Origin of the sequence: Bradyrhizobium zhanjiangense, assembly GCF_004114935.1 — a bacterium.
Taxonomy (GTDB): Bacteria; Pseudomonadota; Alphaproteobacteria; order Rhizobiales; family Xanthobacteraceae; genus Bradyrhizobium; species Bradyrhizobium zhanjiangense.
In genome coordinates this window covers 2,021,232-2,038,160 of record NZ_CP022221.1, presented here as the reverse complement: position 1 = coordinate 2,038,160, position 16,929 = coordinate 2,021,232, and the positions used below count along the sequence as shown (strand labels likewise).

Genomic DNA, 16,929 nt, shown 5'->3' with positions numbered 1-16,929 from the left:
TTGCTTCGCGATGCAAAGCGCGCCGGTTTGATGGCTGTTGTGTCTGCTTATCGCCGGCGCGCGGCGGAAAATAGCCGGGCGTAGCCATTGCCGGCCCGGGCCGCTTGCCGTCCGATCGCCCTCTAGAAGGCCGAGGTCGCGTCCTCTTCCGGCAGTGGCCTCGTTATGACCGACCGATCAATGTCGAAGCACCGCTATTCTGCGGCTACGGTCGACGAATGCATGAAGCGAGCAACGTCTTCTGGTACGAGCTGAAGCCGCAACGCTGCTTGGAGGGTCTCGAGACCGAAGATGTGCAGGTCTTCGTTGAAATCGCCCAGCCGGGGCGACAACGCGATCGCTTCAACACCGGCGGCACTTGCACGCTGTGTGAGAGTAGCCTGCACTGCATCTCCGGCGGCATCGGCGTCGCGGGCGATATAGAGCCGACGCAGGCCAGACGGCAGCAACATGGCTGAGAGGTGATTGGCCGAGAGCGCTGCGGCCATAGGCAGAGTCGGCAGCACGTAACGCAATGAAAGCATGGTCTCAATCCCCTCGCCGGCGGCGAGCACATCGTCCACTACGCCGAATCGGACGGCGCTGCCGAGCAGATCACCCATGGCCCGTCGTGGCGTGTCGATCGGAGCCTTGCCGAGACGAATGCGATCAAAGCCGTCTGGATCGAGCCAGGTTCGGTGCGCTCCGGTGATCCGACCCTCAAGGTCCGTGACGCGGGCAATCATCGCCGGCCAGGTTTCGGTCGACGAATGCTCGTCCGGTCGATAGTAGCAACGAGGATGGAAACGCAGGCTGCCACCATGGCGGGCAACAGCAATTCCGCGGCGCTGCAAGTACGTTTCGACCAGCGTCCCCTCGATCGGGCTGGATATCGCAAAGAGCCGGCGGGCGGCTTCCTGCGATCCAGTCGGCGCCACCGAACGAACGGGTTTCGAGTCTAGCTGCGGCTCAGGATGAGGCAGCTTCAGAAACCGCCTCGCTTCCTCGGCGGCCTCGCTGAAGTCGCGCAAACCCCGGCATTCGCGGATGATGTCGAGGAGGTCGCCGTGCTCGCCGGTCGCAGCGTCAGTCCATTTGCCGGCGGCGCCCTTAGGTGATTCCTGGAGCCGCACGAACATCGAGCGGCCCGGCGTGTTGTGGACGTCGCCGACCACCCAGTACCGGCCCGCCCGCTTGCCATTGGAGAGATAGTATCGGCACACGGCCTCGGCCTCGCGCGCGAGACGGCGTGCCAGATCGTTGGCGTCGCGGGCCATCACGCGGCCTCCCGCTCACTGATGCGCGCAACCGGATAGGTGTCGAGCACCTTTGCCAGGATCGCGACGCCGCTTGCGTCCGTGGGCATGAACATCCGCAGCTTCCAGGAGATGATCTCTCCAAAGAGGCCGTAAGCGAGGAGGCGATCGCGCATCGTGTCGTTGAATCCCGACAGCTCGATGCGGCAAGCGCCCATCACCCGGACGCGGCGAAGCTGGAGCCCCTCCGCGAGGTCGAGGACGGTGCGTCCCTCTATTACCGCGGCAAAGGCAGCGTCCGGCGTGAGCGTGGCCGTATCCGCCGAGACGGCGCTTGCGACCCACGCCGCTGAGACCCTGCGGCCGATAATGCGTTCGCCCGCATCGGCCTGGAGCCGATAGACGCGGGTCGATTCGTTCGGCAATCGTTTCCAGATGGGTAGCAGCAATCCCGCTACGACATGGATCGTGCTTTCCGTGAACTCAGGCACCTCGGCAAGCTCAGCCAGCCAGGCTGCGGCAAAACTCTCCCGATCCGCTTCAACCCAATGGCTCTCCGCCATGATGTTCAACGGGACCTGGTGCTGCTCCATAGGCCGGATCAGGCGGACGCGACGCTCGATCTCGCCGTCGTCGAGCATGATGCTCGGGGCCGGAACCTGCACGGCGGCTCGGCCCGAGCGCTCGTTGATCCGCAGGACAGCATGGGTTGAAAGACGAGTCAGAGCGTCATCCAAACCAACGGGATGGTTACGCTGGCGCTGGACGATGGTGAGCAGCCGCGTCTCGACACCTGTGCTTGGATGGACATAGATCGACCGCCGGCCGCTGACGACAAAGCTTTCGGCACGGAGCGTTTCCAGCCCGAGGTCATAGGTGCCTGAGGCAACAGCGCCCTCGATCCGAGCGTTCAAGAGCTGCTCGAAGGCGGTGAACAGGACATTCTGCAGGTCGATGGTGAGCGCCAACAACCTGTTCAGGAAGGTCGTGATCGGCGGCAGATCATCCCTGAGCCCATTGGCATCCGTCAGCTTCAAGCCGGTCGCATCCTCGAACTTCTCAAACGAGCATCCATCGACCTTGCCTCGGACGAGCAACGTGTAGAGTTGACGCAACGCGTCGCGCCCGTACTGGCTTTCGAGATTGTCCTCAGGCCGGAACAGGCCCTGCCCTCCGGTCTGGCGCTGGCCGCGCGTGATGGGTCCCAAAGTGTCGAGCCGGCGGGCAATGGTGCTGAGAAAACGCTTTTCCGCCTTCACGTCGGTCGCGATGGGACGAAACAGCGGCGGTTGCGCCTGATTGGTCCGGTTCGTGCGGCCGAGTCCCTGGATCGCGGCATCCGCCTTCCATCCGGGCTCGAGCAGGTAGTGAACCCGCAAGCGGCGGTTCCGGGCCGAGAGTTCGGCGTGATAGCTCCTCCCCGTACCGCCCGCGTCAGAGAACACAAGGATACGCTTGACATCGTCCATGAAGGCCGATGTCTCAGCGAGATTGGCCGAGCCGGCGCGGTTTTCGACCACCAACCGGTCGCCCTTACGAATGATGCGGCGGGAGCGGCCGGTCACTTCAGCGACCATGTCGGTGCCGAAGCGCTGGACGATTTGATCCAGCGCGCCGGGTACCGGAGGCAGCGAGGCGAGTTTCTCGATGAGGCGGCCGCGTCGTGCAACGGCTTCCCGGCTCTCAACCGGCTGGCCATCGCGATAGACGGGCCGAGAGCAGAGGTTGCCCTCAGAGTCGGTGAACGGCTCGTAGAGCTGGACCGGGAAGGAATGGGCGAGATAGTCGAGCACATACTCGCGCGGGGTGATATCGACTTGGACGTCGCCCCAATCCTCGGTCGAGATCTCGGCGAGCCGGCGCTCCGTCAGCGCTTCGCCCGTTGAAACAATCTGGATGACAGCGGCATGGCCGGCGTCGAGATCGCGGTCGACCGATCGGATGAGCGACGGCGTCTTCATCGAGGTCAGCAGATGACCGAAGAAGCGCTGTTTGGCGCTCTCGAAGGCGGATCTGGCTGCGGATTTTGCCTGCCCGTTCAGCGTTCCAGTTTCGCCGGTGATGTTGGCGGCCCGCATCGCCGCGTCGAGGTTGTTATGGATGATGCTGAACGCATCTGCATAGGCGTCGTAGATGCGAACCTGCTCCGGCGTAAGCTGGTGCTCGACGAGTTCGTACTCGACGCCCTCATAGGACAATGAGCGGGCGGCATAGAGACCGAGCGCCTTGAGGTCGCGCGCCAGCACCTCCATCGCCGCGACTCCACCCTCCTCGATTGCCTCGACGAACTCGGCGCGCGTGGCGAACGGGAAGTCGGCGCCGCCCCAAAGGCCGAGGCGCTGGGCATAAGCGAGGTTGTGGACCGTGGTTGCGCCCGTCGCCGATACGTAAACCACGCGAGCATTGGGCAAGGCGTGCTGGAGCCTCAGGCCTGCGCGCCCCTGCTGCGAGGCCGCCTGGTCGCCGCGCTCGCCCTTGCCCGCGACCGCATTCTGCATGGCATGGCTCTCGTCGAAGACGATCACTCCGTCGAAGTCGGAGCCCAACCATTCAACGATCTGCCCGGCACGCGAAAGCTTCTCCCCACGCTCGTCGGTGCGTAGCGTGGCATAGGTGGTAAAAAGGATGCCTTCCGAAAGCCGGATCGGTCTGCCCTGGCGAAACCGGGACAGAGGCGTAACGAGAAGTCCCTCCATGCCGAGCGCGGACCAATCGCGCTGGGCATCTTCGATCAGCTTGTCGGACTTGCTGATCCAGACCGCACGGCGGCGGCCCTTGAGCCAATTGTCGAGCAGGATTCCCGCAACCTGCCGCCCCTTGCCCGCCCCGGTACCATCGCCGAGAAACCAGCCGCGACGAAATCGAACGGCCTTCTCTGCGTCGTCGCGCGCGGCGGCCACAACATCAAATGTCCTATCGACCGTCCAGGAGCCTGCGAGAAATTCGGAATGCGCCTCGCCGGCATAAATGATGCTCTCGATCTGAGCGTCCGACAGAACTCCGTCTGCCACCAGACTTGGAGGCAGATGCGGACGGTGGGACGGCTTCGGTGGCGCAACGGACGCCATCGCCGCCGACTGCACGAGCTTGTTCGGATGTGGGCACGATCCGGGAATACGGATCGACTGCAATCCGTACTCCTCATAGAGCGCATCGGTAAGGCGGGCGCCTTCCGGCGGCGACCATTCGACTGTCTCGTACGCAAGTTCCACACCTTCCGGCGCGCTCCGCGAACTCGACGAGGGGCTTGGTGCAATGGCGCCGGCCGATCGGGGCATCGCAGGGCGTCTAACGATGTCGGCCACGACCGGCGCTGCGACGGGCGGCCTCGGAGGCACATGATGGGTGACCCACTCGAGCAAGGTGGCGACATCGCTGGCCACGCCTTGTGAGGCGGGAAAAGCCTTCAGATCGGCAGCGGGCAATTTGTCGATTACGAGCAGCCTCGTTTCCGTCTGAGTGCCGTGCTTGGCGTAGACGGCCCCGTCGATCGCGGCAGAAAACACGACCCGTCCGCGCTCCTGGAGGCGAACAAAGGCCTCTAGCCACGCCGGGTTATCCGGCGCAAGGCCTGCGCCAACGATGGCGACGAGGCGTCCACCATCGCAAAGGCGCGCGAGCGCCGAAGCGATGTGTCGGAAGGCGGCGTCCGCCATTCGTCGATCGACATTCGCCACCGCGGAGAACGGCGGGTTCATCAGAACGACGCTCGGCACAACGCTCGCGTCGAGGTGATCATCGATTTGCCCGGCGTCGAACCGCGTAACCTCAACGTTGGCAAACAAATGATCCAGCAACGCCGCGCGGCCTTCGGCCAACTCGTTCAACATCAGAGAGCCGCCGGCGAGCTCGACGAAGATGGCGAGCAAGCCGGTCCCCGCGGAGGGCTCCAGAACACGGTCTGCAGGCGTAATGCCGGCCGCGGCGCATGCGGCCAGCCCAAGCGGGATCGGCGTCGAGAATTGCTGAAGCGCCTGACTGTCCTCGGAACGCCGCGTATGGGTCGGCAGACAGCTCGCGATTCTCGCGAGCATTGGCAGCATGGCAGCCGTCGAGCCAGCTTTGGCGCGCATGGCCGGACCGAACTTGCGAAGGAAGAGAACGGTTGCCGCCTCGCAGACTTCATACGCGGTCTTCCAGTTCCAGGCGCCGGCCGCATCAGAGGCGCCGAAGGCCGCTTCCATGGCGCCACGCAGGACGGCGGCATCAATGCGACGGCCGCGTTCGAGATCAGTCAAGAGCTGTCGGGCGGCCTTGATAGCAGCAGAGGTGAGAGTAGCAGCGGCACGCATCGAGAGCGGCGCGGCGGCAGCGCCGCCCGGGAGAGGTTCGGTCATGACAGGATTTCTTTCGGAGAGCGGGAACGGGTCGAACCATCAGGCGCTCTCCTTTGACCTAACGGCTCAAACCCTTCCCGGCCCGGCTCTTCCTCTCAGCGCTCGCCCATAAAAAATGGGGACCGGCGTTACACCCGGTCCCCAAGCAACTGCGGGATGGCCGGAGCCATCCCGTTCTGTGTCACTCAGCCGCATCGAGCTGCGGGTCGTCGCCGGCGTTCTCCCGATCCTCATCGTCGGCGAGGAATTCCGGCAGCGGACCTGCTTCGCCCTCCTGCCCCACCGGCGCTGCATCGGGATCAACGAGACGCAGCGGCTCCGGCAACCAGCCTGAGCCGTCCAGAAGGCGCTCGGCCTCCTTGGCCATGTCGGCCTTCTTCAGATGGTCGATCAGTTGCGCCGACGACTCGCCCTTGACTTCCCGCACCGCCTCCAGAATTCGCGGCTTGGTGACCCGGCCGAGATAGTTGTCGACGGTCGGCCGCCAGCCAGCCTGCACCATGTCGAGCCCGATCGCGCGCGCCAGCACATCCGCTTGGTCGAGACGGGTGCGGACACCGTGAGCGAAGACACGGCCCTGATTGTAGCGATTGGCCGGCTCATAGACGGCATTGACCGCAAATGATGCACAGTGGGCGAACAGCGACGCCTGTGCACCACCATCGAGAGCCGTCAGCGCATCCCAGAGATCGTTCTCGCTCTTCGGCAACCGTGCCTTCCAGGCCTCATGCCGCGCCTCGACGGCCGTCGTCGTGCTCGAACAAATCCCGCAGAACGCCGCCACCCGCGTGCTGATAGGTATCGAGGCCCACAAACTGCGCCCGGCGATCGGACCCGCGCACGGCGACCGAGATCCACTTCCAGCCTTCGGCCGCGATCGTCTCAGCCGCCGAGCAAGCCAAGCTGGAAACCGATTATCAGGATGCAGACGAGCTGCCCGACGAAATCGACCAGCGTCTCGGCGAAATCGAGGCGGCACTGTCGGCATTCGAAAACCGGCCGATGCACTACGATCCGACCGAGATCGCCCGAGCTGGTGTCTTCATCAGCATCGATTCCGAGGGGCGCCTCTCCGTGGACCGGGGTTACGTCCGGCCAGAGGACGAGGTGCCGGCAACTGATTGCGACGTCGGGCAGGACGCCGGTGCGTTGTCGACCGAAGGTCAAGAAGAGGGCGCTTCCGTCCAGCGCACGGTGATCGCGGTCGCGGGTAGTGCTCCCGATGCTGAAGAAGATGATGAGGATGCGGCCAGGCCTCTGCCGGATCGGCTGATCACCGAGCTGACGGCGCATCGTACGCTGGCATCGCGGGATGCACTGGCAGAAAATCCTGCGATCGCGTTCCAGGCGGTGCTGCATAATTTCGTGCTGACGGCTTTTTACCGGTTCGCGTCATCCGGAAGCTGTCTCGAGATCGGCCTTCGCACGCCGAACTTTCCAACTCAAGCTCCGGGGCTGAGAGAAAGCGTCTCCGCCAAGGCGGCGGATCTGGTAAGGCTCGTCATAACCGGAACGGCTTACGTTCTGCCAGACTTGCTCCTGGTGGGCGTGATCGGCTGTGACCGAGAACGCCATGAGCTGCTCGAGCGTCATGCCGTCTTCGGCATAGACCTCATGCAGCTTCGGCGACACCGACGCCAGCCGCAGCCGCTGCTTCACGATAGCAGGGTTCACGAAGTGCCGGGCGGCGATGTCTTCCTCGCTCATGCCGAGGTCGCGGAGCGTCTGGAAGGCCCGAAACTGATCGAGTGGATGCAGGCCGACCCGCTCGTCGTTCTCCGCCACCGAGTCATCCTCGGTGATGCCCCCTTCGCGGACGACGCACGGCACCGCCTGCGTCTTGGACATCCGCTTCTGTTTCACCAGGAGCTCGAGAGCGATAGCGCCTGCCGCCTGCCGGCACCTCGAACATGCCGGTCTCGTTGCCATCTGCATCAACGACGGCCCGGACGCTCAGACTTTGCAGAAGCGTACGCTGCGCGATGCTCTCGGCTAGCTGCTCGATCGAGACACCGGCCTTGACGCGGCGAACGTTCGACTGGCTGAGCACGAGCTTGTTAAACGGAATGTCCCGGGAAGGCGACAGCGTGATCTTTTGTACGGCTTTCGTCATTTCGGCTCTCCACGACGGGCGGCCGTGAGACTCTCTCTCGGCTTCCAACCCGTCGCGAACAGCCTTCCCTCCTCTCACTCTCGCGCGAGGCCGAGCATCACGCCGGCTCGCGATCGGCGACAGCCGAATCCAGCGACGCGGGCTCAACGGACCTGGGAATGAAGTCGAGCAAATAGTCCGCGGCCTTGCTCGCCTGCGAGGCGGCCCGCACGATGGCCCGATTGTCTTCGCGCAGGACTTCAAGTAATCAGGAGCAGCCCATAATGTGAAGGAGCACCACGTTTCCGGTGTTATGCCGGGATAGTGCGCGATCTCCTCCACATTATTTCCTTGCCGCTAAAGGGTATCGAGCGCTCTGGTCCTGTTTCCACGATGGTCGTTTTGCCGATCGTGACGGGCTTTCGAGGCGCTCCAACGCCAAGCGCTTTGTTTCCAGATTTGCCTGAGCGTAGTGGTTTGTCGTGTCGAGGCTGACATGGCCGAGCCAGCTTCGGATCACAGTGACGTCAACGCCTGCCGCCACCAGATGCACCGCCGTCGCATGACGGAAGCTATGAGGTGTTACGTGCTTTGAGGCCAGGCTCGGCATGATCTTCGCTGCCGCTTCGACGTACTGCGCCAGTTTGAAGCGGACGCCCGATGCGCCGAGCGGGACGCCATACCGATTAACGAAGATCGGCTCGTCGGCGGCCCTCGGCTGTCGCATGAGCTGCGATCTTAGCAGCGACACGGTCTCTGGCCAAAGAGGGCTCAGCCGTTCCTTTCGTCCCTTGCCGTAAAGACGCACGCAGGTTGGCGAGTCGAACCGGATCGCCCGCGGGCAAACATCGAGCGCCTCCTGGATGCGCGCGCCGGTATTGTAGAGGAAGGAGAAGAGCGCGTGGTCACGTAGCCCCTCGATCGTCGAGCGATCGGGCTGCGCCAGAATGGCCTTCACCTCGTCCGGCTCCAGATAGCACGGCGCATGGATCGGCGCTTTCTTCATGGGCACGTGCAGAATCTGAGTGCATTGCTCGATAGCCGTCGGTTCGCGGTCAGCAACGAAGCTGAAGAAGCTACGTAATGCGGACAGGCGACAGTTGCGCGTGCCAATCGTATCTCCGCGTTCCTGCTCGGTGTATTGCAGGAAGGTCTTGACCTCGGAGGCCGTCAGGTCGCTCAGTGCGAGCTGGGCTATCGGCCGGCGTCGCCGTTGAGCCACGAACCTGAGGAACAGGCGCCATGTGTCACGGTAGGATCGAACGGTGTGCGCAGAGGCATTTCGCTGCTGAACCATCCACTCGTAAAAGAAGGCATGAAGCAGCCTCGGGAACGGGTCGATCGCTTTCATGGCTGCACCCCCTCTGACGCGTGCAGGCAATGTGACGCGAACGTCCGGAAGCGTTCGTTTGCTTGCTGAAGGAGTTCCTGGGTGACCGTGATGTAAACCAGCGTCGAGTGGATATCGCGGTGCCCCAGATATGTGGCGAGGAATGGAAGCTTGTCCTGCGGATTGATGCCGGCGCGGTACCATTCGAGAATGCGGTTCACGACAAACGAGTGCCGCAGGTCGTGGATACGAGGACCAGCCTTGCCTTTCGCCGGCTTGAGTCCGGCGCGCCGCAGGATGTCGACAAGGCAACCGGCGATGGCGTGCGACGTGTAGCGCGCGTTACCCTTATCGTGCCAGAACAGGCCAGAGTCAGGGCTTTGTGGCACCTTTGCCTTGCGCCTCGCCTCCAGATATTCCCGCAGCGCCGACAGCGGGCTGTCAGCCAGCGGCAGGATCCTCGATTTGAAGAACTTCGTCTCCCGGATGGTAATCGCGCCGACCTGAAGATCGATGTCGGCAAGGTTCAGGCGTGCGAGTTCTCCCAGCCGCAATCCCGCGCAATAGGTCAGGACCAGCATGGTGTAGAGGCTGATCGGCCGCAACGGTGAACGTGGAGAGGGGTAAGCTCGAGCGATATCGAGGAGACGACGAACCTCTTCCTGGCTGTAAATATAAGGCCGACGCCATTGCCTCGCGACCTGCTGTGCGGGACGGGGATCCGGACGCCTTGGTTTGATGCTGGGATCGAGATGATGCTGTGCCTTGGCCAAGGCGCGAGCGAGCTTTTCGCATTCGGCGGCATGGTTGGCGGTTGATCGCGCGGCCGCCCAGTGCTGCAACATGATCGATACTGTCTCTCCCGCCAACTCCGGATGCGCTTGCAAGAAGCGATCGAACCGCCAGAACCAGCGAGCCTGCGTCTGATAGCGATAACCTCTCGCCTGCATCAGCGCGATATGGTTGCGCATGAGGTTGCCGAGAACACTGCCGAACGGTGGGAACTGCCGTAGCGCTTCGAGTGCCTGATCGGGATCGGGCGCGAGCAGCGACCGCACGATCGCCTTGTCGCTTTTTGCATGGTACTCGGCACGCAAATCGGCAATAGGATTTCTGACGATCAGTGCTTCCCCCACGAGGAAGTCGAGGAAGCGATTGACGATGCGGGCGCGATGCAGCAGCGTCGCCATGGGCCAGTGCATGGCATATTCGCGCAACCACGTTTCGAGCACTTCTCGACCAAGCTGTCCGGATATGCGCTGATCCCGGATAACCACTTCCTGGAAGGTTCGGAGCGCCTGACGGTAATAGATCGAAGTGGTCGAGCAGCGTAGCCGGAGCTGACCAAGATAACGGGCAATCGTTCTGCCATCGGTGTCGGGCCAAGCGTTCATGAGCGCACCTCCTGTCCAGGGATCTCTAGGGCGATTGCGCGCAGGTCCTCCGTGGCAAGTTTCAGGTAGGGGATCGTCGATTCCGTTGAACGATGACCCAATACGTCTCCGATCAGCTTTCGCGGGACCGACGCCCGGAGCAGACTGACTGCACGTGCATGCCGGAAGATATGCGGGCCACGCTTGCCGCATGGTGTGATGCCTGCCGCCTCGAGCCGCCGGCTGACTTCGTTATAAATGCGCACCATGGGAACGTGGGGTGCGCGGGTGCGAACAAAGATTTCCCGCACATCAGTTTCAGGGCGGCCGTGCCGGAGATAATCGATCAGCGCCTCCCCGACGGCCTCAAACAAAGGCAGCCGAGAATGATCACCCGTTTTGGAGCGGCGGATGTGCAGAATATCGCCGCGCCAATCGACATCTTCCAATCGCAACCGGATTATTTCACCGGCACGCAAGCCATAGGCCGCCAGAAGCTGGAGGATGGCATGGTCGCGCAGGCCCATCGGCGATCGGTCTTTTCGGACAAATTCCAGGACGGTCGAGACCTGATCCGAACTTAACGCGGATGGGATGCCTTCATACGCGTAGAGCAGCGGAGCAATGACATGCTGGGAGAGATCGGCCGCGATGCGGCCCGTCCTATGGAGATGTCTCAGCAGCGACCGAAGCCGTTCGGCGACATCTTTTAAGGATTTCCGCCTCAGCCCGCGAGCCCGCATATCCATGTAGATATCGAGGTCGCGGACGGTCAGGTCCGCAAAACTGGCGTTCGAATGCTTGATGTGCCAGGCACAAAAATTTCGGGCTTCCCACAATAAGGCGTCGATCGACGCCGTGGCGAGCCCGCGTTCCTCCCGCAGCCATGTCTGATACTGATCGCACACCTCTCGACAAAGCCGCTCGCCAGCATTGATGGCCGCAGGTTCAGGTGGCCAGCGCTTCAACGCGAGCTTCAGCAGCGCGTGTATTCCTGATCTAGGAATGCCTATCCAATAGCGAGCTGGAGCGCGGCCATGACGCTTACGAAATTGTCGAACCGCAAACCGCAGATAAGCCGCTACGTCGGCCGGCGTGACCGCTTCGAGAGCAATTGCGCGTGCCGTCAGATACGCAAGAAAGTAGTCGGCGTTGCGGCAATAGTTATGAACTGCAACTCGGTTATATCGCTGTCGCGTCAGCGCATCCTTAAGCTCCGCGACAAGGGTCCCGTATCCATGTGGCATGAAGGCATCCTCAACTGTGTTTGATCAACAGCCGAGGGTCTCACGCCGGAAATAATGCGCAGCAGATCGCCGGCCTTTTTAGCCGATCTCCACAAGCCGGCCGCGCTAAGAATCTTCCTTCACATTATGATCTGCTGCTGATTACTGAAGTAATGGCGAGCTCGCCATTATTCAAGCCAGGAGCCGATATAGTCGGCGTGGCGCACGGTCGGGACGATCCCGAGCGACGCGCAGCTGAACGCGGAACTCAACTCGGCGATTTATCTGAACAGTCAAGTTGTCTCAGTGAGATTTTTCGGCAGCGTTTTCCTGAAAAACCGCGGGCTTCCGGGCGATCTCGGCTCGTGAGACAGACTCGCGAATTGCTGAGGCACGTTGGCGGTCGTTCAACCGGCACAGCAGGCCAGCTCGGCGACGTCCTCGCCGAACGAGAGAGCAGCGAGCTTCAGGTCCCCGACAGTTTCGCCCCGGGCTGGTGCTCGATCGACCGAGCTGACGCAAGAGGTGACGGATGGCAGTGCGCGAGCGTTCACCACTCCTACCCGATGACGCCCGAATCGCTTGTCAGCCGGGCGATACCGGCCCGCCGGTCACGGTCACATTCAGATCGGTGATGAGCCCGCTCGACAGCGAATAGACCCAGCCATGTACCGCCAATGGCTGGCCGCGCGCCCAAGCATCCTGAACGAAGACGTCGGACGCGACGTTCCTAACCTGGCGGATGACGTTGAGCTCGCAGAGCCGGTTCAGCCGCTCTCGGTCGTCGGCGTAGGCGGCGAGCTCGTCCTTGTGGTCGTGGGCGACTTCGCGGATCGGATGGAGCCAGTGGTCGACGAGGCCGCGGCGCTCGCCATCCACTGCAGCGGCTATGCCTCCGCAGCCATAGTGGCCGACGACCAGCACGTGCTTCACCCTGAGCACGTCGACGGCGAACTGCAGCACCGACAGATAATTCGCATCCTGGGGCGGGGCGAGGTTGGCGACGTTGCGGTGAACAAACATCTCGCCGGGGTCCAGCCCCACGATCTCGTTCGCGGGTACCCGGCTATCGGAGCAGCCGATCCACAGATATTCGGGCCTCTGCTGCCCCACCAGCCTCTTGAAGAAGCCGGGATCGACAGCGAGCTTGCCCTCGGCCCAAGCGCGGTTGTTTTGCTTCAGCTGATCGAGCATGAGATGGTCGACTCCTTGGTTACTGTTGATGCCGCGCTCGCTTCACCACTTTGGTCTCTTTAGACCGCTGTTGCATATGATCGGCGAGACGATCATAGCTCGCAGCAATGGCACGCATTTGCCGTTTGGCTTCTGTGTCATCCAGGAGTTTCGCGATGGAGCGAAGCTCCTCAGCTCGCTCGTGCCAATACTTGGGATCGTTGATGAAAGGATGGGTCAAGGTAATCACGCTAAGCGCCTATACCCTTCAGCTGCTTCCCACGGTTCACAGACTCTACGATATCGTTCACGATCCGCAAAATATCATGATCTAAGAGCGCTTGTCAGGAGTGAACGGCCGGAGGCTTTTGGCTCGGCCAAAGACGTTCACCGGCCTCGCGCACCCCGATGCGCGAGGCCCTTACGGCCCGTGCCCGACTGCCAATGCTGACTGTGAACGATGCCAGGGGAACCAGACGCTGGTGCTACGCGTATTGAGTCGTGGGTTGGTGTGTGTCGCTGAGGGGAAAAGGCAAGTGGAAGAACGTCCGATCATTCTCGTTGTGGAAGTTGACGAGACGATCCAGGAGCTCGTCCGTGATGCCATGACGGAAGGCGGTTACCAGCCGGCAATGGTGACATCCGCCCATGAGGCGGTGACCCTACTTCAAAGTGGGCAGGCGGACTACCGGGCGCTTGTGATCGATATTTACCCGGGCGGCAGCATGAACAGTTGGGAAGCGGCTCGGAAGGCCAGGAAGATCGCCCCGGATTTGCCGGTCGTGTACATGACCGCAGGCGCTGGCAACGAATGGCCTTCGGAAGGTGTCCCGAGCAGCGTCCTTCTGCAGAAGCCATTTGCCTTGGCACAACTGGTGACTGCCGTCTCTCAGTTACTCATCACCGGGTCTACCCCACCGAGGACACCTTAGAGACACTGGCGGTGTTAATCCTCGTGCAGCCCGAGGGGGTCTATTTGAGAATCGGATAATGATGGCCGCGCATCTCACGTTATCCACGCGGGACTGAATAAGTCGCCACGCCATTTTACTGCTCACTTTCATCCGTCGCGCCGTGTCGAGCGTGTGGATGTATTTGCTGGTGACTGACCCCTTCGCGTGTCCGACCAGCGCTGCGATCGTAACCTCAGTGAAGCCGAGATCGTTCGCGATACCAGCGAAGCTGTGACGCAGCACGTGTGGGGTGATATCCGGGAGCGGCGACTTTCTAAATAGTTGCTCCCGATGGTTTGGGAAACTGCTAAAGGCATTGTCGTCCCCGTACCCGGGAAAGACGTAGGCCTCCACTTTCTCTCGGCTCCGGGCATCCATAAACTCGACCACGGGGAGTCCGATCGGCCGAATTGAAGCGCCCTCTTTGCTGTCCTCTAGACGCAGACAGCTCGCCTCGGTATCCACCTCAGACCACTTGAGGCCGATGATCTCGCTGCGACGGTAGCCGGTAAGCACGATCTGCCGGATGATGTCGATGGTGATAGCGTATTTTCGTCTTGGCCGCCGCCCGCAGTATCTCGCCCAGTATTTCGATACTCCGCTTCTGTAAGGCGGCGGTTGCGCACGTTGTCCTTCGGCTTACGGATACCGTCAATGCCTGTGGCACAGACGATGACGCTCGCTATTTCGCGGCTACTTCGCGGTGCCGGTCATGGGTCATTTCTACCCGCCTTCAGCTCGTTAGTGGGAGCGCGCCCGCCAATATGGCTCAAGGACTGTGCGCTTCAAGAAGCCCCCCGTTATCCCGCCTCCGGAATCCAGAACCGCAAGGGATGGCCCGGCGTTGACGGTTAGGAGACCAAAATCCGTAGTTAATGCTCGTACTGGCTGACGGTGCTACGGCCCGCTTATAAGAGCAGCTATCGATAACGGCCGCGTAAGAGGCAAAGCAATTGGCGCGACCCGCAGCCGACCCACCTCGCAACCGATCATAAGGCCTCGGAGCCCCCGCACCCGGCCGCCCCAGTTGAAAACGCTCGCGGCATAAAGCGCTGAACCAGCTGCTGATCCTGCATTGCATCGACAGGTGGAGCATATTGCTATATCTTGGCTAGCGGCGGCCCCGCTGACATGAACGGCGAACCGGCATGACAGAGAAAAAACCACCAGCAACACTGGGGGACGTGTTGTACGCGAAGTCCGAAGCTTCGGTGCCGGAGCAGGACTGGGTGACGCTCGTTCAATCGATTGCTGGCGGCGATCAATTCGCGCTTCATGAGCTCTATGCGATGGCCCATCGCGTCGTTTTCACTTTGGCGATGCGTATCACTGCCAATCGGGAGACCGCCGAAGAACTCACCGTCGACGTATTCCACGATGTATGGCGGCGCGCGTCGGATTACGATGCCGAGAAAGGCACGGTGCTCGGCTGGATCATGAACCAGGCGCGCTCGCGCGCTATCGACCGCCTGCGCTTCGATAGCCGGAAGAAGCGTAGCGGGGATCCGCAGCCGCTGGCCCAGGTTGCTGCTGATCCGTGCGATGTCCTTGAGCTGCGCGAACAGGAGAAGTCCCTTCGCGCGGCATTGGCGATGCTCACGCCGGACGAGCGTTTGGCGATTGAAACGACATTCTTCGCCGGCCTTACCCATGCAGAAGCCGCGGCACGGCTGAACCAGCCGCTCGGCACCATCAAGACGCGAATTCGCTCCGGGCTCTACAAGCTGCGGCGCGCGTTGAACGCGGGAGGGGGCGAGCTATGAGTGCATCCGATCGCAACCAGTGCCCACAGAGTGAGATGACATGTGCGTACGCGCTGCAGGCCCTGCCCGCGAGCGAGATTGCCGCGACCGAAGCCCACATTGCCTCGTGCCTGGACTGCCAGCGGGAACTCAAGGCGCTGCGTCCGGTGGTCGACCGTTTCGCCTCCTGGCCCACCGACCTGCTGCGTCCCTCCGCATCGCTGCAGGCGCGCCTGGCGCTGCGCATCGCCAAAGAGACGGACAGGCATCCTGTGCCGCCGCCACCACGGCAGTGGCTTGAGCCGGAATGGGAGCAGGTCGCAGCCGGGATCGAGTGCAAGCTCCTCGCGACAGACAGGGAGAGGCACCGGGTCAGCATGCTCGTTCGTCTCGCGCCCGGTGCGAGCTACCCGGCGCACACCCATGCTGGCGTGGAGGAGTTGCATCTTCTCCACGGCGAGCTGTGGATCGACGAGCGCAAGCTCTCGCCAGGCGACTACAACTACGGCGCCCCGGGAGCGAGCGATCAACGCGTCTGCAGCGAGACCGGCTGCACCTGCGTTCTCGTCACCAGCACCAAGGATATGCTTCGCTGAGTTCTCTCGGGCGCGTGATGCGCTGATACGGCGATCGCTTGCTCGCGCTGGGCGCCGCCGAACGCGCCCGCGCGAAAACCCCTCGCGTCTGCATCCGGTCAGACGGAACTCTCCTATTTTTCTCGATCCGCCAGCAGTTCGGGCCAATCCAGAAGTTTGCGCCTGACGTATTGCGGGTATGAGTCCAAGCCCGATCCGGTGCCCACAGAGCGAGATGACGTGTGTCTACGCACTGCAGGCCCTGCCTGCGAGCGAGATTGCCACGGCCGAAGCCCACATCGCCTCGTGCCCGGACTGCCAGCGGGAACTCGAGGCACTGCGTCCGGTGGTCGATCGGTTTGTCTCCTGGCCCACCGATGTGCTGTGTCCCTCCGCATCGCTGCAGGCGCGCTTGGCGCTTCGTATTGCCGAGGAGACCGGCAGGCCGCCCGTGCCGCCGTCGCCGCGGCAGCGGTCCGAGCCGCAATGGCAGCAGGTCGCACCAGGGATCGATTGCAAGCTGCTTGCGACAGACATTGAGAGACACCGGGTCAGCATGCTTGTGCGTCTCGCGCCTGGTGCGAGCTACCCAGCACATACCCATGCCGGCGCGGAAGAGCTGCATCTTCTCGACGGCGAACTGTGGATCGACGAACGCAAGCTCTCGCCGGGCGACTACAACTACGGTGCCCCAGGAGCGAGCGATCAACGCGTCTGGAGCGAAACCGGCTGTACCTGCGTTCTCGTCACCAGCACCAAGGACGTCCTGTGCTGAACATGCCGAACACCGCTGCTCGTCAGACTAACCTGGCCGGGCAAGCCTCTGCCTCCTCTCAAGAGAAGCAGACGCCTCCCGGTAATTGTAACGCTTGCATAAGCTGACACGGAGGAAG

Annotated in this window: 11 protein-coding genes and 4 pseudogenes; 4 read left to right on the top strand and 11 right to left on the bottom strand. The window is 62.3% G+C overall.

Annotation, left to right across the window (positions count from 1 at the left end):
• Positions 1–194 precede the first annotated feature (194 nt).
• The 10 genes and pseudogenes from XH85_RS09785 to XH85_RS09720 all read right to left on the bottom strand — a co-directional run bounded on the left by XH85_RS09785 (position 195) and on the right by XH85_RS09720 (position 13,016).
• A complete protein-coding gene (locus XH85_RS09785; RefSeq protein WP_128931728.1) occupies positions 195–1,256 on the bottom strand; it encodes a DUF7146 domain-containing protein in 1,062 nt (353 codons plus the stop codon).
• Positions 1,256–5,572 carry a strawberry notch-like NTP hydrolase domain-containing protein gene (locus XH85_RS09780; protein ID WP_128931727.1) on the bottom strand — a complete coding sequence of 1,439 codons (4,317 nt, stop codon included), beginning with the start codon at positions 5,570–5,572 and terminating at the stop codon, positions 1,256–1,258. The genes XH85_RS09785 and XH85_RS09780 overlap by 1 nt, the downstream gene beginning before the upstream one ends.
• Before the next feature lie 181 nt (positions 5,573–5,753).
• A pseudogene (locus XH85_RS47820) lies at positions 5,754–7,685 on the bottom strand (ParB/RepB/Spo0J family partition protein).
• Positions 7,686–7,782: 97 nt separating this feature from the next.
• Positions 7,783–7,929, bottom strand: a pseudogene (locus tag XH85_RS46200) (antirestriction protein ArdC); the annotation flags it as partial.
• Between the two features lie 78 nt (positions 7,930–8,007).
• Positions 8,008–9,015 (bottom strand): tyrosine-type recombinase/integrase, encoded by a 1,008-nt coding sequence (locus XH85_RS09745; protein ID WP_128931726.1) that lies wholly within the window; start codon positions 9,013–9,015, stop codon positions 8,008–8,010.
• The gene (locus XH85_RS09740; protein WP_128931725.1) at positions 9,012–10,388 is read right to left on the bottom strand and encodes a tyrosine-type recombinase/integrase; all 1,377 of its coding nucleotides are present in this window, start codon (positions 10,386–10,388) and stop codon (positions 9,012–9,014) included. The genes XH85_RS09745 and XH85_RS09740 overlap by 4 nt, the downstream gene beginning before the upstream one ends.
• On the bottom strand, positions 10,385–11,614 hold the full coding sequence (locus XH85_RS09735; protein WP_128931724.1) for a site-specific integrase: 1,230 nt from the start codon (positions 11,612–11,614) through the stop codon (positions 10,385–10,387). Before XH85_RS09735 ends, XH85_RS09740 begins: the two co-directional genes overlap by 4 nt.
• Before the next feature lie 167 nt (positions 11,615–11,781).
• Positions 11,782–11,874 (bottom strand): annotated as a pseudogene (locus XH85_RS09730) (zincin-like metallopeptidase domain-containing protein); the annotation flags it as partial.
• Positions 11,875–12,178: 304 nt separating this feature from the next.
• Positions 12,179–12,817 carry a carbonic anhydrase gene (locus XH85_RS09725; RefSeq protein ID WP_420837905.1) on the bottom strand — a complete coding sequence of 213 codons (639 nt, stop codon included), beginning with the start codon at positions 12,815–12,817 and terminating at the stop codon, positions 12,179–12,181.
• Complete coding sequence (locus tag XH85_RS09720) at positions 12,807–13,016, bottom strand: hypothetical protein (protein ID WP_128931722.1); 210 nt, start codon at positions 13,014–13,016, stop codon at positions 12,807–12,809. Before XH85_RS09720 ends, XH85_RS09725 begins: the two co-directional genes overlap by 11 nt.
• A 286-nt stretch (positions 13,017–13,302) precedes the next feature.
• Between XH85_RS09720 and XH85_RS09715 the strand changes: the two genes are divergently transcribed.
• Positions 13,303–13,698 carry a response regulator gene (locus XH85_RS09715; RefSeq protein ID WP_128931721.1) on the top strand — a complete coding sequence of 132 codons (396 nt, stop codon included), beginning with the start codon at positions 13,303–13,305 and terminating at the stop codon, positions 13,696–13,698.
• A gap of 75 nt (positions 13,699–13,773) precedes the next feature.
• Here the strand turns inward: XH85_RS09715 and XH85_RS09710 are convergent.
• A pseudogene (locus XH85_RS09710) lies at positions 13,774–14,369 on the bottom strand (site-specific integrase); the annotation flags it as partial.
• Between the two features lie 498 nt (positions 14,370–14,867).
• On the opposite strand from XH85_RS09710, the gene XH85_RS09705 reads away from it, so the two are divergent.
• The 3 genes from XH85_RS09705 to XH85_RS09695 all read left to right on the top strand — a co-directional run bounded on the left by XH85_RS09705 (position 14,868) and on the right by XH85_RS09695 (position 16,811).
• Entirely contained in the window at positions 14,868–15,482 is a 615-nt protein-coding gene (locus XH85_RS09705; protein ID WP_128931720.1) for a sigma-70 family RNA polymerase sigma factor, read from the top strand.
• Positions 15,479–16,057, top strand: a complete 579-nt coding sequence (locus tag XH85_RS09700) for a cupin domain-containing protein (RefSeq protein WP_128931719.1) — start codon at positions 15,479–15,481, stop codon at positions 16,055–16,057. The genes XH85_RS09705 and XH85_RS09700 overlap by 4 nt, the downstream gene beginning before the upstream one ends.
• A gap of 214 nt (positions 16,058–16,271) precedes the next feature.
• Complete coding sequence (locus XH85_RS09695) at positions 16,272–16,811, top strand: cupin domain-containing protein (protein WP_164940724.1); 540 nt, start codon at positions 16,272–16,274, stop codon at positions 16,809–16,811.
• Positions 16,812–16,929: the final 118 nt, after the last annotated feature.